Annotated in this window: 21 protein-coding genes; 10 read left to right on the forward strand and 11 right to left on the reverse strand. The window is 61.2% G+C overall.

From position 1 onward, the window contains the following. Positions 1-32: 32 nt before the first annotated feature. Positions 33-1,136 carry a redox-regulated ATPase YchF gene (gene ychF / locus CO660_RS00710; protein WP_097597123.1) on the forward strand — a complete coding sequence of 368 codons (1,104 nt, stop codon included), beginning with the start codon at positions 33-35 and terminating at the stop codon, positions 1,134-1,136. Between the two features lie 16 nt (positions 1,137-1,152). On the opposite strand, the gene CO660_RS00715 is transcribed toward ychF, so the two are convergent. Further along, on the reverse strand, positions 1,153-2,226 hold the full coding sequence (locus tag CO660_RS00715) for a hypothetical protein (RefSeq protein WP_097596952.1): 1,074 nt from the start codon (positions 2,224-2,226) through the stop codon (positions 1,153-1,155). A 192-nt stretch (positions 2,227-2,418) separates the two neighbouring features. Between CO660_RS00715 and CO660_RS00720 the strand changes: the two genes are divergently transcribed. Both CO660_RS00720 and CO660_RS00725 read left to right on the forward strand, forming a co-directional pair. Next, positions 2,419-2,910, forward strand: coding sequence for a MaoC family dehydratase (locus tag CO660_RS00720; RefSeq protein WP_097596953.1), 492 nt, complete (start codon positions 2,419-2,421; stop codon positions 2,908-2,910). Next, positions 2,907-3,374, forward strand: a complete 468-nt coding sequence (locus tag CO660_RS00725; protein WP_097596954.1) for a MaoC family dehydratase — start codon at positions 2,907-2,909, stop codon at positions 3,372-3,374. Before CO660_RS00720 ends, CO660_RS00725 begins: the two co-directional genes overlap by 4 nt. Before the next feature lie 18 nt (positions 3,375-3,392). Here the strand turns inward: CO660_RS00725 and CO660_RS00730 are convergent, their stop codons facing one another. From CO660_RS00730 to petA, 4 genes are all read right to left on the reverse strand, one after another. After that, a complete protein-coding gene (locus tag CO660_RS00730) occupies positions 3,393-3,935 on the reverse strand; it encodes an adenine phosphoribosyltransferase (protein WP_020921912.1) in 543 nt (180 codons plus the stop codon). 115 nt (positions 3,936-4,050) lie between these two features. Further along, positions 4,051-4,935: a cytochrome c1 gene (locus CO660_RS00735; protein ID WP_020921913.1), complete on the reverse strand. Its 885-nt coding sequence runs from the start codon at positions 4,933-4,935 to the stop codon at positions 4,051-4,053. A 25-nt stretch (positions 4,936-4,960) separates the two neighbouring features. Further along, positions 4,961-6,241: a cytochrome b N-terminal domain-containing protein gene (locus tag CO660_RS00740; protein WP_085778917.1), complete on the reverse strand. Its 1,281-nt coding sequence runs from the start codon at positions 6,239-6,241 to the stop codon at positions 4,961-4,963. A 14-nt stretch (positions 6,242-6,255) separates the two neighbouring features. Next, a complete protein-coding gene (gene petA / locus CO660_RS00745; RefSeq protein ID WP_097596955.1) occupies positions 6,256-6,834 on the reverse strand; it encodes a ubiquinol-cytochrome c reductase iron-sulfur subunit in 579 nt (192 codons plus the stop codon). Between the two features lie 286 nt (positions 6,835-7,120). On the opposite strand from petA, the gene CO660_RS00750 reads away from it, so the two are divergent. Further along, a complete protein-coding gene (locus CO660_RS00750; protein ID WP_097596956.1) occupies positions 7,121-8,053 on the forward strand; it encodes an endonuclease/exonuclease/phosphatase family protein in 933 nt (310 codons plus the stop codon). On the opposite strand, the gene CO660_RS00755 is transcribed toward CO660_RS00750, so the two are convergent. Next, a complete protein-coding gene (locus CO660_RS00755; protein WP_097596957.1) occupies positions 8,009-9,922 on the reverse strand; it encodes an ABC transporter ATP-binding protein in 1,914 nt (637 codons plus the stop codon). The two genes, CO660_RS00750 and CO660_RS00755, sit on opposite strands and share 45 nt — an antisense overlap. Before the next feature lie 161 nt (positions 9,923-10,083). On the opposite strand from CO660_RS00755, the gene CO660_RS00760 reads away from it, so the two are divergent. Continuing rightward, complete coding sequence (locus tag CO660_RS00760; RefSeq protein WP_085778920.1) at positions 10,084-10,314, forward strand: CopG family transcriptional regulator; 231 nt, start codon at positions 10,084-10,086, stop codon at positions 10,312-10,314. Between the two features lie 101 nt (positions 10,315-10,415). Here the strand turns inward: CO660_RS00760 and CO660_RS00765 are convergent, their stop codons facing one another. Beyond that, entirely contained in the window at positions 10,416-12,272 is a 1,857-nt protein-coding gene (locus tag CO660_RS00765) for an ABC transporter ATP-binding protein (RefSeq protein WP_097597124.1), read from the reverse strand. Between the two features lie 383 nt (positions 12,273-12,655). On the opposite strand from CO660_RS00765, the gene CO660_RS00770 reads away from it, so the two are divergent. Together CO660_RS00770 and CO660_RS00775 are read left to right on the forward strand one after the other, a co-directional pair. Continuing rightward, the gene (locus CO660_RS00770; protein ID WP_085778921.1) at positions 12,656-13,117 is read left to right on the forward strand and encodes a tRNA (cytidine(34)-2'-O)-methyltransferase; all 462 of its coding nucleotides are present in this window, start codon (positions 12,656-12,658) and stop codon (positions 13,115-13,117) included. 200 nt (positions 13,118-13,317) lie between these two features. Continuing rightward, positions 13,318-14,964, forward strand: a complete 1,647-nt coding sequence (locus CO660_RS00775; RefSeq protein ID WP_097596958.1) for a Na/Pi cotransporter family protein — start codon at positions 13,318-13,320, stop codon at positions 14,962-14,964. A gap of 3 nt (positions 14,965-14,967) precedes the next feature. On the opposite strand, the gene CO660_RS00780 is transcribed toward CO660_RS00775, so the two are convergent. Then, positions 14,968-15,228: a hypothetical protein gene (locus CO660_RS00780; RefSeq protein WP_085778923.1), complete on the reverse strand. Its 261-nt coding sequence runs from the start codon at positions 15,226-15,228 to the stop codon at positions 14,968-14,970. A gap of 177 nt (positions 15,229-15,405) precedes the next feature. Between CO660_RS00780 and hemF the strand changes: the two genes are divergently transcribed. The 3 genes from hemF (at position 15,406) to CO660_RS00795 (ending at position 16,982) form a co-directional block, all read left to right on the forward strand. Further along, the gene (gene hemF / locus CO660_RS00785) at positions 15,406-16,317 is read left to right on the forward strand and encodes an oxygen-dependent coproporphyrinogen oxidase (RefSeq protein WP_097596959.1); all 912 of its coding nucleotides are present in this window, start codon (positions 15,406-15,408) and stop codon (positions 16,315-16,317) included. A 102-nt stretch (positions 16,318-16,419) separates the two neighbouring features. Next, entirely contained in the window at positions 16,420-16,683 is a 264-nt protein-coding gene (locus CO660_RS00790; RefSeq protein WP_085778925.1) for a hypothetical protein, read from the forward strand. Between the two features lie 113 nt (positions 16,684-16,796). Further along, positions 16,797-16,982: a DUF1059 domain-containing protein gene (locus tag CO660_RS00795; RefSeq protein WP_097597125.1), complete on the forward strand. Its 186-nt coding sequence runs from the start codon at positions 16,797-16,799 to the stop codon at positions 16,980-16,982. A gap of 71 nt (positions 16,983-17,053) precedes the next feature. On the opposite strand, the gene CO660_RS00800 is transcribed toward CO660_RS00795, so the two are convergent. Genes CO660_RS00800 through CO660_RS00810 form a run of 3 tightly spaced genes read right to left on the reverse strand, consistent with a single transcriptional unit; the run spans position 17,054 to position 19,574 of the window. Beyond that, positions 17,054-18,307 (reverse strand): CCA tRNA nucleotidyltransferase, encoded by a 1,254-nt coding sequence (locus tag CO660_RS00800; protein ID WP_097596960.1) that lies wholly within the window; start codon positions 18,305-18,307, stop codon positions 17,054-17,056. After that, entirely contained in the window at positions 18,304-18,954 is a 651-nt protein-coding gene (locus CO660_RS00805) for a CoA pyrophosphatase (RefSeq protein ID WP_097596961.1), read from the reverse strand. The genes CO660_RS00800 and CO660_RS00805 overlap by 4 nt, the downstream gene beginning before the upstream one ends. Then, the gene (locus CO660_RS00810; protein WP_097596962.1) at positions 18,951-19,574 is read right to left on the reverse strand and encodes a DUF1285 domain-containing protein; all 624 of its coding nucleotides are present in this window, start codon (positions 19,572-19,574) and stop codon (positions 18,951-18,953) included. The genes CO660_RS00805 and CO660_RS00810 overlap by 4 nt, the downstream gene beginning before the upstream one ends. Positions 19,575-19,585 lie beyond the last annotated feature (11 nt).

Here is a 19,585-nt window from a genome sequence, read left to right on the forward strand (position 1 = left end):
GGGCAAAGTTACCAATAGATATGGATCAAGCCATGGGCTTCAAATGCGGCATCGTCGGTCTGCCGAACGTCGGCAAATCGACCCTCTTCAATGCGCTCACCAAGACGGCGGCTGCACAGGCGGCGAACTACCCCTTCTGCACCATCGAGCCGAACACCGGCGAAGTCGCCGTGCCCGATCCGCGCATGCGCAAGCTGGCCGACATCGCCAAATCCAAGGAACTGATCCCGACCCGCATTTCTTTCGTCGATATCGCCGGCCTGGTGCGCGGTGCCTCGAAGGGTGAAGGCCTCGGCAACCAGTTCCTCGCCAATATCCGCGAAGTCGATGCGATCGTGCATGTGCTGCGCTGCTTCGAAGACAGCGACATCACCCATGTCGAGGGCCGCATCAATCCCGTCGCCGATGCCGAGACGATCGAGACCGAGCTGATGCTCGCCGATCTCGAGAGCCTGGAGCGTCGCACTGAGCAGACGCGCAAGCGCGCCACCAGCAAGGACAAGGAGTCGATGGCGATGCTGCCGATTATGGAAGCCTCGCTGAAGCTGCTCAACGAAGGCAAGCCGGTGCGCACGCTGCTGTCGAAGCTCGATGCCGAGGAGATCGCTATCCTCAAGGGCCTCAACCTCCTCACCTCGCATCCGGTGCTCTACGTCTGCAACGTCGCCGAAAGCGATGCCTCGACCGGCAACGAATTCACCGCCGCCGTCGCCGCCATGGCGAAGGAGCAGGGCGCCGAAACCGTCATTATCTCGGCGGCGATCGAAGCTGAGGTCGCCCAGCTTGCCGAAGAGGAAGCCAAGGAATTCCTCTCTGCCCTCGGCCTTGACGAGGCGGGCCTCGACCGGCTGATCCGCGCCGGCTACAAGCTGCTCGACCTCATCACCTATTTCACCGTCGGCCCGAAGGAAACGCGCGCTTGGACGATCGAGCGCGGCACCAAGGCGCCGCGGGCCGCCGGCGTCATCCACTCGGATTTCGAACGCGGCTTCATCCGTGCCAACACCATCGCCTACGACGATTACATCAAGTACAACGGCGAAGTTGGCGCCAAGGATGCCGGCAAGGCGCGCGACGAAGGCAAGGAATACGTCGTCCAGGACGGCGACGTCATCCACTTCCGTTTCAATACCTGATAAAATCGCTGCCGCCTTAACCCGGCGGCAGCCTGTTTGCGATTGCCGGCGGCAGTGCCCTGAGCACCAGCCGCCGAAGCGGCATCCAACCCGTTCCGATAATGAGCACGATCGCGCCGACAACGATCAGCGTCGTGAAGATGTAGGTATCGACGGTCGCATTTCCCTTGCGGACGACGCTGAAGATCGCAACGCCGAGAGACAGCAGCCCCGACGTGACGAAGGCGCGACGATCGATGACCAGGCCGATCAGCATCAGCGCCGCCACGGTCGCGACGACCACGGGAGTCCGGGCCGACATGTTCGCCAGGTCGAAGATACGGCCGGCTTCCCCGAACGATAGTAGCGAGACGGCACTGTAGAGCAGCGCCGGCGCTGCGCCGAGATGCAGCCAGAAGGCGATATCCGAACGCGTCGTCCGCCGCAGCCGGTCGCCGAGATCGAAATATAGCGCCGTCGCGAACAGGCCGAGCGCGCAGACGAAAGCGACAGCGGCCAGCACGCCAAGATGATCGACGAAAAACGCGGGATTGCCGCTTAGCCATTGCACCAGGCGCAAAAGCAGCGTGAGCACCAAGGCAAGCGTCGACATGATAGTGAGCGCCAGCGACAGGGGCACGCGATAGCGGGCATAATAGACGCCGAGCAGGATCGGAAAGCCGGCGACGAACTGCGTCAGATCCGCCCCGATTTCGGAGGTCCATGGCGTGAAGACGCGGGACATCAGCAAAAATGTCCAGCAGAACAGCGCGATTGTCAGGCTGACAGCCGGCAAGGCGAGCCGCTGGCGGCGCACCAGGATTTCCGAAAGCACGATGATAGCGACCGGCACGGCGTAAAGCGGCGCCAGGCCCCAGAGGCCGACGAGCGCGACGATAACACCGATGGTGATCAGCACGTCGTGAAAGCCGCGCACGAAGCGCGGCGTCTCGGTGTCCGACCAGGCCCGCTCCTCGGCTGCGACTGCCTTCTGCGTCTCAACAACAGACACGCCACGCTCGGTCAGAAACGGCAGAAGCCGCCCGCCCGCTTCCGACGAAATCAGCCCCTGGCGCGCCGCCTCGTCTAGTATCGACCTCAGTTCCGTCATACCGGTTTATCTCCCGGGAATCATTGAGCCCGCGCGGATGCTATTGTAAGCACTAGAGCATGATGGCGAAAAGTGTAAGCGGTTTTCGGACGACATCATGCTCTAACTCTTTAATGTAGAACAGGATTCAGATTTTAGGCCGACCGGCCTAAAAACATCCTGTTCTAGGCGCTTGATATGGCGGAGGAGAGAATGCCGGCAGAAAAGCTGTCTTTCGAGGATTTTGAACCCGGCCGCCGTTTCGCCCTCGGCCCGAAACTGGTGCTCACCGAAGAAATCATCGAGTTCGCCAGCGAATTCGACCCGCAGCCGATGCATCTCGACGAAGCCGCCGGTCGCGCCAGCATCCTCGGCGGGCTTGCCGCCTCCGGCTGGCATACCTCCGCAATGCTCATGCGCATGATGGCAGACAGCTACGTGCTGGACGCACTTTGCGAGGGTGCGCCGGGCATCGATCTGATGGAATGGCGAAAGCCGGTGCTTGCGGGCGATACGCTGCAGGGCCATTCGACCGTTCTCGAAGCCCGGCCGATGCGCTCGCGCCCCGGCATGGGCATCGTCAAATTCCGCCACGCGGTGGAAAACCAGCGCGGCGAACTCGTCTGCCTCTCAGAGAATTCCGTGATGATCCGCGCGCGCCCCACTCCGGAGGATGCCAACGTGAGCTCGGAGCCGTCAGCATGAGAATGTCCGAGCTTTACACCGTCGGTCAGAAAGCCGAGATCGGCACCTACACCTTCACCGAGGAAAACATCATCCGCTTCGCAACCCGCCACGATCCGCAGCGTTTTCACGTCGACAAGGAAGCAGCGAAAGACACGCTCTTCGGCGGGCTTTGCGCCTCGGGCTGGCACACCACGGCCGCCTGGATGCGAACCTTCCTCGCCTTCTGGGAAAGGCAGCGCGTCGCACTCGCCGAGCGGGGCCTGACGGCGCCGAACCTCGGCCCCTCACCCGGCTTTCAGAAGCTGAAATGGCTGCGGCCGGTCTTTGCGGGTGACGCCGTGACCTATTCCGTCGCCCTGCTCTCCAGCCGACCGCTGGCATCACGGCCGGGCTGGCATCTCAACACCATCCTCTGCGAGGGCGTCAATCAGAACGGCGATCCCGTCATGCGCTTTGAAAGCGGTGTGCTGGAATTCGACTGACGCCGCCGCAATACGGGCTCAATGCCCGGAGAATTCGACCAGCGTGTGTACGACGACGCCGAGTTCTTCCAGCTTCCTGCGGCCGCCAAGGTCGGGCAGGTCGATGACGAAGCAGGCGCCGACCACCTCCGCACCGATCTGGCGCAGAAGCTGCGTCGCGCCCACGGCCGTGCCGCCGGTGGCGATGAGATCGTCGACCAGGATCACCTTCTCGCCGGGCTGGACCGCATCACGATGCATCTCCATTTCATCGACGCCATATTCCAGGCTGTAGGCGATGCGCACGGTGTCGTGCGGCAACTTGCCCTTCTTGCGGATCGGCACGAAGCCCGAGGAAAGCTGATGCGCCACCGCACCGCCGAGGATGAAGCCGCGCGCCTCCATGCCGGCGATCTTGTCGACCTTCGTGCCGGCGTAGGGTTGCACCAACTCGTCGACCGCCCGGCGGAAAGCACGGGGGTTGCCGAGCAGGGTGGTGATGTCGCGGAAGATGATGCCGGGATTGGGATAGTCGGGGATGGAGCGAATGCTGGCTGCAAGCTCCGAAATTGTATTGCCCATGGAACGTCCGTATCTGCGAGCGCATAAAATCGGCCGCACCCTATCAATTGCCGAGGGTGGAACCAACAAAAAAGGCGGCTCGCAAGCCGCCTTTTCGAATTCAGGCACGGAACGCTTAATGTTCCTTGTTGGCGTAAACCGAGCGCTTCGTCAGGTAGATCAGCACGGTAAAGATCGCCAGGAACACCATCACCATGAAGCCGGTGCGCTTGCGCTCCTCGAGATGCGGTTCGGCGGCCCACATCAGGAAGGCGGAAACGTCCTTGGCGTATTGGTCGACGGTCGCCGGCGCGCCGTCGTCATACGTTACCTGGCCGTCGGAAAGCGGCTTCGGCATAGCGAGAACGGCGGCAGCATGGAAATACGGGTTATAATGCGCGCCCTGCGCCACCTGGAAGCCGGCTGGCGGCTCTTCATAGCCGGTCAGCAGCGAGTAGATGTAGTCCGGGCCGCTTTCCTGATACTGCGTAAAGATGTCGAAGACGAATTGCGGAAAGCCGCGCTCGACTTCACGAGCCTTGGCGATCAGCGAAAAATCGGGCGGAGCCGCACCGTTGTTGGACGCAGCCGCGGCTTCAGCATTGGCGAAGGGCGATGGGAAATGATCCGAAGGGACTGCCTTGCGGGTGAACATTTCGCCGGCCGAGTCCGGCCCGTCCTGAACTTCGTAATTGGCAGCGAATGCCTTCACCTGTGCCTCGGAATAACCGAGTTCGTCGAGCGTGCGGAAAGGCACGAGGCTCATCGAATGGCAGGCAGAACAGACTTCGGTGTAGACCTTGAGGCCGCGCTGGAGCTGAGCCTTGTCGTAGTGGCCGAAGGGGCCGGCAAAGCTCCATTCCTGCTCCTTTGGCTCCTTTAGCGGATAGTGCGGCGTCGCGCCTTCCTCGTGATGCGCGGGAGCTGCACCATTCGCGGGCGTCGCTTCCTCGGCGAAAGCGGCGCTGCCAAGGAGAGCGGCGACGGCAAGCGGCAGAATGCTTGCAACAAGCGTTTTCATAGTTCTATTCCCTTCCGTCGCTCGCTTACGCATTGGCCGCCGCGGCGGCGCCAGTGGTCTTGTTGCGCTTTTCAAGCACCGCCTCAGTGATCGAGTTCGGGATGCGGCGCGGCGTTTCCACCAGACCCAGAACTGGCATCGCGACCAGGAAGAAGGCGAAGTAGAGAAGCGTGCAGATCTGCGACACGATGACGTAGCTGCCTTCCGCCGGCTGCGAACCGAGCCAGCCTAGGATGATCGCGTTGAGCACGAACAGCCAGAAGAACAGCTTGTACCAGGGACGGTAGACCGCCGAGCGGACCTTCGAGGTGTCAAGCCACGGCAGGAAGAAGAGCACGATGATCGCGCCGAACATCACGAGCACGCCGCCGAGTTTGGAGTCGATCGGGCCGATGTTGAAGGTGATCGAACGCAACATCGCGTAGAACGGCAGGAAGTACCATTCAGGAACGATGTGGGCGGGCGTCTTCAACGGATCGGCCGGGATGTAGTTATCGGCGTGACCGAGGAAGTTCGGCAGGTAGAAGACGAAATAGGCGTAAACGAGCAGGAAGACGGAGACGCCGAGCGCATCCTTCATCGTTGCATAGGGTGTGAAACGCACGGTGTCGGTCTTCGTCTTGACCTCGACGCCAGTCGGGTTGGTCTGGCCGGTCACATGCAGCGCCCAGATATGCAGGACGACGACGCCTGCAATCATGAAAGGCAGCAGGTAGTGCAGCGAGAAGAAGCGGTTCAGCGTCGGCTGATCGACGGCAAAGCCGCCGAGCAGGAACTGCTGCACCCATTCGCCGACCAGTGGGAAGGCCGAAAAGAAGCCGGTGATGACGGTCGCGCCCCAGAAGGACATCTGCCCCCAGGGCAGGACGTAGCCCATGAAGCCCGTCGCCATCATCAGCAGGTAGATGACCACGCCGAGGATCCAGAGGATTTCGCGCGGCGCCTTGTAGGAGCCATAGTAGAGGCCCCGGGCAATGTGCAGGTAGACGGCGACGAAGAAGAAGGAGGCGCCGTTGGCATGCAGGTAACGCAGCAGCCAGCCGTGGTTGACGTCGCGCATGATCTTTTCAACGGAGTTGAAAGCGATCGTCGTGTCGGCGGCATAGTGCATGGCGAGCACGACACCCGTCAGGATCTGCACGATCAGCATGACGGAAAGCATCGCGCCGAAGGTATAGGCATAGTTCAGGTTTCTGGGAACCGGATATGCCACGAAGCTGTCATAGACCATGCGCGGCAGCGGCAGGCGCGCATCGACCCATTTTTCGAAGCCGGTTGATGGTTCGTAGCTGGAATGGCCACTCATAAATCAGTCTCCCCTCAACCGATCTTGATTTTGGTATCGGACACAAATGAAAAGGTCGGAATCGCCAGGTTCTGCGGCGCAGGGCCTTTGCGAATGCGGCCGGCGGTGTCGTAGACCGAGCCATGGCAGGGACAGAACCAACCATTGTACTCACCGGCCTGACCGAGCGGAACGCAACCGAGGTGGGTGCACGTGCCGATCATGACGATCCAGTTTTCCTTGTCCTTGCCGCCCGAACGGTCAACACCGGTTGCCTGCGCTTCAGGCGGAAGGTTCGCGTTGCGCGCGACCGGATCCTTGAGATCCGCCAGCGGTACATCGGCTGCCGCCTTCACTTCCTCCGGCGTGCGGTTGCGGATGAAGATCGGCTTGCCGCGCCACTTGACCGTCAGTGACATGCCGGGCTCGAGGCTCGCGACGTCGACTTCGATGGAGGCAAGCGCCAGCGTCGACGCATCCGGACGCATCTGGTCGATGAACGGCCATGCGACAGCAACGGCGCCGACCGCGCCCGCCATACCAGTGGTGAGATAAAGGAAATCACGGCGAGTGGGCTCTGCTGAAGCCTCGCTTGTCGTTACGTGTTCGCTCACGGCTTAACCATCCTCTGCGCAGTTATCGCGGAATTCCGCCCCGCCCCCTCTGCTGGCGAATCGATCTGGACACATTTCGGCCATAGATTCCCCGGCAATCCGGCGCGTTCTAAGCTTGATCGCAAATTATGTCCAGCCTTGACAGGGGGATGAGGGCACAATGTCGCGGGAAATTTCAGATGAATTTTTTACGGCAAACACCCGCTTGCCTTTATGTTGCATTGCAACAAAAAAGCGACCGTGTTAGGCGCAACCGCAACGATGCCAGCCAGCCGGACCCGAGCGGATGAGAGACACGATCTTTTGCGTAATGAGCGTTCTCACAACCCTCGTCCTCGCCATTATCTCGCTGCGCTATGTCAAAGATTTCTATCTGCTTTCTCTTTTTTACAGCTTCCAGATCCATCTGGCGGCGGCCGCAGCAGTGGCCTCCGGCATAGCCCTCCTCTTTAAGCGGCATTGGTACGCGTTGCTGACACTCGGCGCATCGATGGTTCTCGTTGTCCACGGCATCGTCATGACGCGTGAATTCGTCGAGCCTGCGGTAGACGAGAGCCGTCCTGCTCTCTTCAAGCTGATGTCCTTCAATATAGAGAACGACAATTTCGCAAACGGCGCTGATATTGCCGACATGGCGATCGGCTCGGGCGCCGATGTCGTCAACATCCTCGAGGCCGAACCGGTATTGTCCGAATTGCCGCGACTGCTGAAGACCTACCCCTATTACGTCGGCTGCGGCGTCGGCATGGGGCAATGCGATACGCTCGTCCTGTCGAAGCGCCCGCTGATCGAGCCTCGCATCCGCAGCCTCGGCCTGCTGTGGCGCAACCGGCTGACGATCTCGACGATCGATTTCGACGGCCAGAAGATCAACTTCCTCGCCGCGCACCTGACCAAACCGTATTATGACGAATTCCACGGGCTGGAAGTCGAGGATCTCGCCGAGATTATCCCTTCTCTGCCGGGACCGCTCGTGCTTGCCGGTGATTTCAATACGTCGATTCTGGCGCCGGATGTGCAGTATCTCATGCGCAGCCAGGGCTTGGGCACAGCATCGCTGGAGCCTGCGACATGGCCGATCGCCGCCGGCCCCTTCGGCATTTCGATCGATCACGTCTTCAGCAAAGCGCCCCTGCGGCTGAAATCGGTCCGCCGCATCGAGAACAATTTCGGATCAAACCATTTTGGCCTCATGGCGGAATTCCTCCTCGATCCGTGAGCTTGCATCCTCGTCGGTCGCGAGGAAGCCGCCGGATTGACGAGCCCAAAGCTCGGCATACAGCCCCCCGCGGCGAAGCAGCTCGTCGTGGCTGCCCTCCTCGATGATCCGGCCGAGGTCGACGACAATCAGCCGGTCGAGCGCGGCGATCGTCGACAGCCGATGGGCGATGGCGAGCACCGTCTTGCCCTCCATGATCCGATGGAGGTTGGACTGGATCGCTTCCTCCACTTCGGAATCGAGCGCCGACGTCGCTTCATCGAGAACCAGGATCGGCGCGTCCTTCAGCATGACCCGTGCAATAGCAATGCGCTGCCGCTGCCCGCCCGACAGTTTGACGCCGCGTTCGCCGACATGCGCATCGAAACCTCTACGGCCCTGCTGATCCTGCAGGCGGGCGATGAAGTCGAAGGCTTCGGCGCGCCGGGCCGCCTCAATCAGCCGCTCCTCGCCGGCATCCGGCCGTCCGAAGAGGATATTGTCGCGCACGGAACGATGCAGCAGCGACGTATCCTGGCTGACGACGCCGATCCGCATCCTGAGCGATTCCTGTGTCACCGCCGATATATCCTGACCATCGACCAGGATACGGCCATCCTGGATGTCATAGAGACGCAGCAGCAGGTTCATCAGTGTTGATTTGCCGGCGCCCGAACGCCCGACGATCCCGACCTTCTCGCCCGGGCGGATGGCAAGGGAGAAATTCTCGACGACGGGCTGCTGACCCTTGCCGTAGCGAAAGGAGACATTATCGAAGCAAATGCCGGGATGGCGGATCACCAGGCTCTTCGCATCGGGCCGATCGACGAGCCCGAGCGGTTGTGAAATCAGTTCCGCGGAGTTCTGGATGGTGCCGAGATTGCGCATGATGCCGTTGAACTGCGTCATCAGCCTGCCGAGCAGGAAATTCAGCCGGAGCACCAGCGCCAGCGAAAATGCCACCGCGCCGGAAGTGATCAAGCCGCGCAGCCAGAGATCGACGCTCAAGCCCGCCATCGTCACGATCATCAGGCCGGAGAGCAGGGCCATGGAGGCCCGCACGCCAGTGATGAACCGCGTGAAGCGCAGCACCGTGTCCTGATAGATATCGAAACCTTGGCGCATGTAGCGATCGCTCTCTTCATCGCGTGCGAACAGCTTCAGCGTCTGCATATTGCTGTAGGAGTCGACCATCCGGCCGTTCAGCATCGACCCGGCCTCCGCCGTTTCGCGGGAGTGATGGCGGATCCGCGGGACGAAGTGGCGAGCAAGCAGGCTGAAGGCGCCAAGCCAAAACAGCACGACGGCGGCGAGTGTAAAGTCCAGCCTGGCGACGAGCACGAGCGTCGTTACCGCATAAATTCCGACAAACCAGACGCTTTCCATCAGAGACGTGACGAGATCGCCGGTTGCCTGGCCGGCAGACCAGACCTTGGTGACGATACGCCCGGAGAAATCGCTCTGAAAGAACGACAATGATTGCCTTGAGACGTGGAGATAAGATTGCCAACGTGCTAGATTGTAGAAGCCCGGCGTGATCACCTGCTGATCGACGAGGGCAATCAGGAAGGCGACGACGAAGCGCACGAGCCCGATGAGAGCGAGCATGCCGAACAGCTCGCCGCCATGGGCCGCGATAAGACCGCTCCAGCCGGCGCCCGGCGTAATACTAGCGAGAATATCGACGAGGCGTCCGACGAACCAGAAGAGCGCAGCCTCGATTGCCGCCGACGTGCCGCCGAGAATGAGCATGGCGATGAACGGCATCTTCGCCTGGCCGATGTAGAACCAGATGAAACCGATCGTCGCGCGTGGCGGCTGCAAGTCGTCGCGCGGACGGAACGGATCGATCCAGGTTTCGAACAGGCGGAAGACGGGTCGCAGAAACATGGAAGCGATATAGGCGGATTAAGGGGAGCGGCAAAGGGAATGGAAAGCGGACGCAACCTAATATTTTGGTAATAAACGATAACATCGGCGGCATCGCCATTGATTGCCCCCGAACTCGTCGCAATCTGACGCTAGAATCGCGCTTCACCGGAGAGAAGGTCATGGAAACGAAAATGCTCAATGCGCATATTCCGCTTCCGCTTGCAGAAAGGTTGGATGCCCTGGCTCTCGACCTGGCGCTGCCGCGCGACGAGATCGTCATCGAGGCTATCGCTGCCTGGCTCGACAGCGAGGAACGCCGCCGCATCGTGGCACTGCGCACGATCGCAGCCGCCAACACCATCGTTGTCGTCGAACAGGACCGCGTGATCGACTGGGCCGACAGCCTTTGAAACCACGCCCGACCGCAGCCGGTCTTCGACAATCGCCTTGCGAGGTCAAATCATCGCAATCACGAAAATGCCCTCCCCGCTCACGCCGGGAGGGTCGATTTTTATTCCGCGGCCTCTTCCGCCTCCTCGGCGTGATCGGAGAGGAAGCCGCCGGACTGGCGGTTCCAGAGGTCGGCATAGATGCCGCCGCTTTCGATCAGTTCGCCGTGGGAACCGGCCTCGACGATCCGGCCCTTGTCGAGCACGATCAACCGGTCCATCTCCGTCAGCGTCGAAAGCCGGTGGGCGATCGCGATCACGGTCTTGCCTTCCATCAGGGCGAAGAGGTTTTCCTGGATCGCCGCTTCCACTTCCGAATCGAGCGCCGAGGTCGCCTCGTCGAGCACCAGGATCGGCGCATCCTTCAGGAAGACGCGAGCGATCGCAATGCGCTGGCGCTGGCCGCCGGAGAGCTTGACGCCGCGTTCGCCGACCTGCGCGTCAAGCCCCTGGCGCCCCTGCATGTCGACGAGCCCTTCGATGAACTCCCAGGCATTGGCCCGCTTGGCGGCTTCGATCACCTCGGCGTCAGTCGCCTCCGGCCGGCCGTAGGCGATGTTGTCGCGGATCGAGCGATGCAGCAGCGACGTATCCTGTGTCACGACGCCGATCAGCGAACGCAGGCTCTCCTGCGAGACGCCTGATATATCCTGCCCGTCGATGGTGATGCGGCCGGCTTCCAGATCGTAGAAGCGTAGGAGCAGGTTCATCAGCGTCGTCTTGCCGGCGCCGGAACGACCGACCAGACCGACTTTCTCACCTGCCTTGATGTCGAGCGACAGATTGTCGATGACACCCTTGCCCTGGCCATAGTGGAAGCGGATGCGATCGTAATGGATCGCCCCCTTCTTCGCCGTCATGTCAGGCGCATTCGGCTTGTCGATGATGTCGTGCTGCTTGCTCATCATCTCCATGCCGTCATAGACGGTGCCGATATTCTCGAATAGCGCCGAGACTTCCCACATGATCCATTGCGACATACCGTTGACGCGCATGGCAAGACCGATGGCGATAGCGATCGCGCCGACCGAGATCGCCCCGTTCAGCCAAAACCAGATCGACAGGCCCGAGACGACGAAGAGCGCGACGCAGTTGTTCAGGTAGACGCTGATATGGAACAGCGTCACCTTGCGCATCTGCTTGTGCACGGTCTGCAGGAACTCGTCCATGCCCTGTTTGGCATAGATCTCCTCACGTCCCGCATGCGAGAACAGCTTGACGGTGGCGATGTTCGTATAGCTGTCGACTACGCGTCCCGTCATCATCGAACGCGCATCCGCCTGCTGGGCCGCGATCTTGCGAAGCCGCGGCACGAAGTACGACACGATGCTGATATAGATGGCGAGCCAGATGAGGATCGGGATCATCAGCCGCCAGTCGGCAGCGGCAATCACGATGATCATCGTCAGGAAATAGCTGACGACATAGACGAAGACGTCGAGGATCTTCATGACAGTTTCGCGCACGGCAAGGGATGTCTGCATCACCTTGGTCGCGACGCGCCCGGCAAACTCATTGGCGAAGAATGTCATGCTGTGGCGCAGCAGGAAGCGGTGCATCTGCCAGCGCGCCATCATCGGATAGTTGCCGAGCAGCATCTGGTGCATGATGAGGGAATCGAGCCCGGCCGCCAGCGGCAAGCCGACCAGCACCAGCGCCGCCATCCAGAACAGCTTGTGGCCTTCCGTCTGCAGGAAGGTGGCGCGGTCGGCATTGGTCAGCCAGTCGACGATATCGCCGAGGAACTGGAAGAGCGCCACTTCGCCAACGGCAATCGACGCCGTCAGTAGGGCCATCAGGCCGAGCCACGGCGCTGCCGGTTTGCTGTAATGCCAGCAGAAGGCAAAGAGACCTTTCGGGGGCGCGACGGGCTCCTCGCTCGGAAAGGGATTGAGTCGCTGTTCGAACCAGCCAAACATGAAATTGCTCCGAAACATCAGCATTCCGGCTCCCCGGCTTCGCGCCATCCCGGCGCTATGCAAGCACATATGGGAACCGGACGTTCAAGGGGCGAGGCTGAAACAGCCGCACGATCGATCAAAAGGGAAGTTATAGAAGGAAGCCCGCTCTAGCGGCGCCATGTCGCCTTGGTCGGCATCACGGCGGGAAAGCGCATAATGAGCAAAATATTCATGAGGCCCTCCCTGCTGGCGTTCGAAGATGTGCATGCATAACGCGAAAACTGCGAAATTTCCAGCCCAAACTGGCGCGAATAGAACGTTTCTGGGCCAAACTGCGCCCTGTTGCGCTGAAATCACAGATGTATTAGGCCTCCCGCGTCGAAACGAACGGGCGGCGCTGAATGACGAACCTCAGACTGGCACTCTACCAGCCGGACATTCCCGGCAATACAGGCACGATCCTGCGCCTTGCCGCCTGCCTCGGCTTCACCGTGGATCTGATCGAGCCCGCCGGCTTCGACGTCTCCCATCGTAACCTGAAACGATCGGGCATGGATTATGTCGCCGCCGCCGCGCTGACCCGCCACGTCAACTGGGACCGCTTCGAGGCCTGGCGCGCCACGACCGACCGGCGCCTGATCCTCGCCTCCACCAAGGCTGCCGATCACTATACCGACTTCGCCTTCCGGCCGGACGATGTGCTGCTTTTCGGCCGCGAAAGCGCCGGTGTGCCGGATCACGTGCACGAAAGAGCTGACGCCCGTATCCTCATCCCGATGGTCGAGGGTCAGCGCTCAATCAATGTTGCAATTTCGGCAGCCATGATCGTCGGCGAGGCGATGCGGCAGACCGGCTGGACTTGATCAGCCCCGGCTTGGAAAAGATTGTCTGATATATTGCTGAAGTGTCGGAAATCGAACATTGTGAATCCTTCAAACCGGAGTATATCTATTAGCCGGGCAATCAAAAATATCGAAGGATTGGCACAATTTCAATAGCTTGAGAAGATGAGTCCTCAGGCTAAGACCCCTCCAAACCGATGAAAGCAGACTAAAACAAGAAGATGGATTCTACGATCATCATGATCAACCTGTTCGGAGCCGTGGCGCTGCTGCTGTTCGGCCTCGCGCAGGTTAAGGACGGCGTATCCAGGGCCTTCGGCGCCCGGCTGAGAACCGGGCTGGCGACCGGGACGCGCGGCGGCCTTCGCTCATTCCTGTCGGGACTGGTCGCGACCATCGCGCTGCAGAGCTCCACGGCGACGGCGCTGATGACCGCCTCTTTCGTCGAACGTGATCTGATAAGACCGCGCATGGCCCAGATCGTCTTGCTCGGCGCCAATGTCGGCACCGCGATCACCGCGTGGATCGTCGCGACCGGCATCGAATGGCTCTCTCCGCTCCTGATCCTCTGCGGCATCGTGCTTTACCGCGGCCGTTCCAGCACCCGGCAAGGCGGCGGCGCAGCGCTGATCGGCATCGGCCTGATGTTGTTGTCGCTGCATCTCCTGAGCCTTGCGACGGAGCCGATGCGCGCCTCCCCCGCTCTCGCCGCTTTCATCAGCCTGCTCGATGGCGCTTTGCCCGTGGCTCTCCTTTTCTCGGCAGCGCTCGCCTTCGTCTCATCGTCAAGCCTGGCGGTGGTGGTGCTCATCCTGTCGCTCGCCTCGGCCGGACTGATCTCGGCCGAGCTGGTCATCGTGCTCGTGCTCGGCGCCAATTTAGGCGGCGCAATACCCCCTGTCGTCGCGACGCTGTCCGGCCCGGCCTCCGCGCGGCGCGTCACTCTCGGCAATCTCGCCGTCCGCACGCTCGGCTGCGTCATCGCCCTGCCGCTTGCGGGCTACGGTGCGGAGCTCATTCAGATGTTGCCCTTCGGCCCGTCCAAGCTGCCCGTCGACGCGCATCTGCTCTTCAATCTCCTGCTCGCCGCACTCGCCTGGCCCTTCTCCCGACCGCTCGCCACCCTGATGACCCGGCTGGTCCCGGACCAGGCCGAGCCGGACACCGCGCCGAAATATCTGGACGCGCATGAGCTTTCGACGCCCGTCATTGCTTTAACCAGCGCCACCCGCGAAGTGCTCGGCATCGGCGACCTCATCGAGCGCATGCTGATCCGGGTCTCCGAAGCCTTCGAAGGCAATGACTCTTCCAAGCTTTCCGAAATCGCGACCCTCGAAGAGCGCGTCGACAAGCTGCAGCAGGCGGTGAAGGTCTATCTGTCGAAGCTCGGCCGTGAGGGGCTCAGCGACGAAAATGCCCGCCGCTCGATCGTCGTCATTGACTATGCCATCAACCTCGAACACATGGGCGACATCATCGAAAAGGGCCTGCTGGAACAGGTGAGGAAGAAGATCTCCCTCGGGCTCAGATTTTCCGACGATGGTCATCAGGAACTACGCAAGCTGTTCGACCTGACGATCGACAATCTTCGTGTCGCCCAGACGATCTTCGTCACTCGCGATTTCAATCTTGCGCGTCAGATGATGGAGACAAAGGTGGAGGTCCGGCGCATGGAGAAACAGTCGGCCGAACACCATCTGGAACGCCTGCGCGACGGACGCGCCGACAGTCTGCAGACAAGCTCGCTGCATCTCGATATGCTGCGCGACCTGAAGAGGATCAACGCCCACATCGTCTCGGTGGCGCATCCGATCCTGGATGAAAGCGGCCTTCTGATCGAAAGCCGAGTGCGCGCCGTCGCGGAGTGACGGTCAGTCCGCCGAAGGCAGGCGGCGCATGGTGAATTCGATCCGGTCACCGTCCAGCTGGCGCCAGCTTTCCACTTCCGTCCAATAGGCGGCTTTCGGATATTCGTCGAACCATTCACGCGCCTTGGCGCGGGCATCAATCAGGCCGAGGCAATATGTCTCCCGCACGAAATGATCTTTCTTACGGGGGGGATTTTCCGCCCGGTGTCTCGCCATTCTGCGCTTCAGGCCGTCGAATGACGGAGGTCCTGGAATTTTTGCCATCAAACCTACCTCTTTCGAAAAGGTAGTATCGAAATAGTTGATTTGCGAGTCGAATCTTGAATGCGGCGCCAGAACCCGCCTCGACTTGGCGGCGGGCGCCGCCGCCTGCTAGATGGGAGGGCAACGAGGAATCGAGCGAGTCGTGCCCACACAGGATGCCGACCGCGGAGGCGCGACATGGAAAGACCCGAACTGCCGATCGGCTTGCCTGACGATATAGTGGAAAAGAAGGAGACCGCGCGCAGGTGGTTTGAAGCGCTGCGCGATACGATCTGCGCCTCCTTCGAAGCTCTCGAAGACGAATTGCAAGGCCCCCTTTCCGATCAGGAACCAGGCCGCTTCGTCGCCAAAGACTGGTCGCGTGAAAACGGCGCCGGCGGCGGTGGCCGCATGTCGATGATGGAAGGCCGCGTCTTTGAAAAGGTCGGTGTCCATACATCAACTGTCCATGGCGAATTCTCTCCGGAGTTCCGGGCCCAGATTCCGGGCGCCAAGGACGATCCGCGTTTCTGGGCCTCGGGCATCTCTCTGATCGCCCATCCCGTCAACCCCAACGTTCCGGCTGTCCATATGAACACCCGCATGGTGGTCACGACAAGCCGCTGGTTCGGCGGAGGGGCCGACCTGACGCCGGTGCTGTCGCGCCGCCGCACCCAGGAGGACGAGGACAGCCAGCTCTTCCATAAGGCCATGGAGATCGCCTGCCGCAATCACGCCGTCGCCGATTACGGCGCCTACAAGGCTTGGTGCGACGACTACTTCTTCCTCAAGCACCGCAATGAGCCCCGTGGCATCGGCGGCATCTTCTATGACTGGCTGCATTCGAGCGAGGCAGCCGGCGGCTGGGACGCCGATTTCGCCTTCACGCGGGATGTCGGCAGGGCTTTCGTCATGGTCTATCCGAAAATCGTTCGCTCCAACTTCAACAAGCTATGGACGGAAGCCGATCGTGACGAACAGTTGATCCGCCGAGGCCGTTACGTCGAATTCAATCTGCTGTATGATCGCGGCACCATCTTCGGCCTGAAGACCGGCGGCAACGTCGAATCCATTCTCTCGTCGCTGCCGCCTGTCGTGCGATGGCCGTGAGACTGTAAAATCTCATCGATTATTCGAGCTGAGGGACCTTCATAAAAATTCAGTGAGTCCTAACTTTATATGTACGTGCGTAACAATCGGAGGAGGATTGTCATGACGACAGAAAGCGGCTCGCCTGCGTCCACGGATGCCCAGGAAACATTCCGTGCCATCGACACACCCGAGTTCCTTGTCCGCATTGCCGAGAAACTGCGGGCCAAGAGTGGCTCCGATCTGCCGCTGTGCTGCTTCATCGAGCAGGTCAAGTTGCAACTGGCCGGCGGAAAGTCGCCGGAGGATCTGCAGAAGGACGCAGCCAACAGCAACACGCCCGGCCATCTCTCGGAGACCTACAAAGCCTGGGCGATGCCCGACTGAACCACCTTGTCCGGTCGCCACCTCCTGCCGGCCGGAACCTTCTCTTCGCACGTACATTTCATCAATCGCGTGAAAGCGCGATGGCCGTTGCGTTCCAGACAGAGGAGAAAACCATGCGACTGTTCGAATGCGGCACGCTCGTTCCCGGCTGCGCCTGGCACACCCGGGCGGATAATGACGCAGAAGTGGTTCGCCGCGCCGTTGAGCACTTGAAGACTACTCACGGCGAAACGATCATACGCGAAAACATGGTTGATAACATCAAGGCACGCATCCGTGACGAAGCCACCGCCGCCTGACGGCCGGTGAGCGAGTCCTGGCAACAACCATTGAAGCTGCGCCGCATCCATCCGATGCGGCGCGATGTCGGCTATTGCGCGCTTTCCTTCAGCCGGGCGAGCAGGGCCGTTCGGTCGGACGCAAAATTTTCTTCCACCCACTGGTTTTCCAGCACCGCAAGCAGTTCGCCGACGCGAGGGCCGGAGGCGACGCCCGCCGCGAGCACGTCGCCGCCATTCAGAGGAAACTGCGGCTTCTTCCAGTTCGCGGCCTGATCCATGAGCTTGCCGAGCCGCGCTGAACGCGCCATCTCGGCTAGATCGCCCTCAGCCTTGCCACGCGCAACAGCAAGGGCAAGCTTCAACCGGGTCACGATGCCGTCGAGGCCGTTACGGTAAAGCAGCCTTTCGAAAGCAGCCGGCGAAATTTCATCGTTGACCGGCGCCGCCATCGCCCAGGCCTTGAGAGTGGCCGCTTCCGCATTGGAGAGTTTCAGCCGGGCCGCAAGCGCCTCCAGCCGCGCCGCATCGGGCGGTACGATCGCCATCAGGCGCAGCAGCGGATCAGGCGCCCAGCCGAGCGCCCTCTCGGTGGCGACAAGCGAAGGGATGGCATCGATCCCCCAACGTTCCGATTCCGGCAGAATTTCCGTCAACACCGCCAACTGCCGCATCCAGAGAAGTGCCCGGCCGGGATCGGCAGCACCGAGCAGTTTTCTGAGCTCCGACCAGACGCGTTCGGCCGACAGCGTCCTCAGTTTCGAACGCGCGGCCGCACAGGCCCTCAGACCCTCCGCATCGGGCCGCCCGGAGCCGTAATAGGCAAAAAAACGGAAGAAGCGCAGAATACGCAGATGGTCCTCGGCAATACGCCTTGCCGCATCGCCGATAAAGCGGATGTTGCGCGTTTCGATATCGGCCAGTCCGCCGACGAGATCGACCACTTCGCCCTCGGCATCTGCATAGAGCGCGTTGATTGTCAGGTCCCGGCGTTCGGCATCGGCCTTCCAGTCGGTGCTGAAGGCAACTTTGGCGTGGCGCCCGTCGGTCTCCACATCGGTACGCAGCGTCGTCACCTCGAAAGGCTTGCCATCGACGACGAGCGTCACCGTGCCGTGTTGCAGTCCTGTCGGCACCGCCTTGATGCCGGCCGCCGCCGCCCGCTCCATGACGACCTCAGGCGTCAACGTCGTGGCGATGTCGATATCGCTGACCGGCAGGCCCATCAGGCTGTTGCGCACCGCACCGCCGACCACTCGACCTTCCCCCTTATCGGCATTGAGAAGCGCAAGGACCCGGGCGAGAGCCGGATCGCGGAACCATGCCTGGTCGGCAACGCCGGTCATGCATAAAGCCTTTCATAGAGTGTACGGACGATGCCGGCGGTGATGCCCCAAATCATCCGGGTTTCATAGGGCATGCGGTAGAAATGCCGGTCGATGCCGTCGATCACGCGCCTATCGCGGCGGTGATTGGCCGGGTTCATCAGGAAGGAAAGCGGAACCTCGAACACGTCGTCCACCTCGGCCGGGTTGAGCCTCAGCGCGAAACCCCGCTCGACGACGCCGAGCACGGGAGTAATGCGGAAACCGGTCGAGGCGAGATAGTTCGGCAACCTACCGACCGTTTCGACGAAAGAACCGGCCAAGCCGATCTCCTCCTCCGTCTCGCGGATCGCCGCCATTTCGGGCGAGATATCGGCCGGATCGATCGAGCCGCCGGGAAAGGCGATCTGGCCGGAATGTTTGCGCAGCGTCGCCGTGCGCTTGGTGAAGATCACACGCGCTTCCTCGCCGTCGTCGATAACAGGCACGAGCACGGCGGCGTCGCGCAGCTTGAAGGTCGCCACCTCCTCCACGATATCCGGATTGAGAACATGGTCGCCATGATCGCGCCAGGCATGGTCCACCGGCCCGCCATTCTGATTGAACGCACGGCGGCGGAATTCGGCTGCTGAAAACAGCGGATAACGTTGGGTGATCGCATCGTTCATCGGCTAAGCGCATCCAATTCATCGGCCGGCATGACGGGGAAGACCTCGCCGGCGGAGCAGATTGCAAACATCGTCTGCCCTTCCACTTCGACCGTCTCGCCGAGCGCGACCAGTTCATACATCACCGCGCGTGACACCAGCGCCTCCAGCCGCCCGCGCACATGCAGGTAGGGTTTCAGTTCGGCATTCTCGCCCGCAATGGAAAAGCGCAGCCGATGCTCTCCACCCGCCTCGACGACATCACCGACATTGGTGCGGAATGTGAGCACCTGGCGACCCTCGCGCACAGTCACGCTCATCTCCACAGCGATGAACGGCGCGTCGATGACCCTGATCCCGACCTTTTCCACAGGAGTTACGAGGTAAGTCTTTTCGTCCTCCTCTTTGCGCAGGACCGTCGAAAACAGCCGCACCAGCGCCGGCCGGCCGATCGGCGTACCCATGTAGAACCAGGTGCCGTCGGCCCTGATCTCCATGTCGATATCACCGCAGAAAGGCGGATTCCACCGCTCGACCGGTGGTAACCCGCGTTTTTTACCGCTGTTTTCAGCAGAGGCGCGCGAGATCAGCGCGGCAAGCCCCGCCGCATCCGCCTGTCCGCTGATTTCTTCGGCTGCCATTCTTCCGTCCC

The sequence above is a fragment of the Rhizobium sp. L9 genome (assembly GCF_002531885.1).
Lineage (GTDB): Bacteria > Pseudomonadota > Alphaproteobacteria > Rhizobiales > Rhizobiaceae > Rhizobium.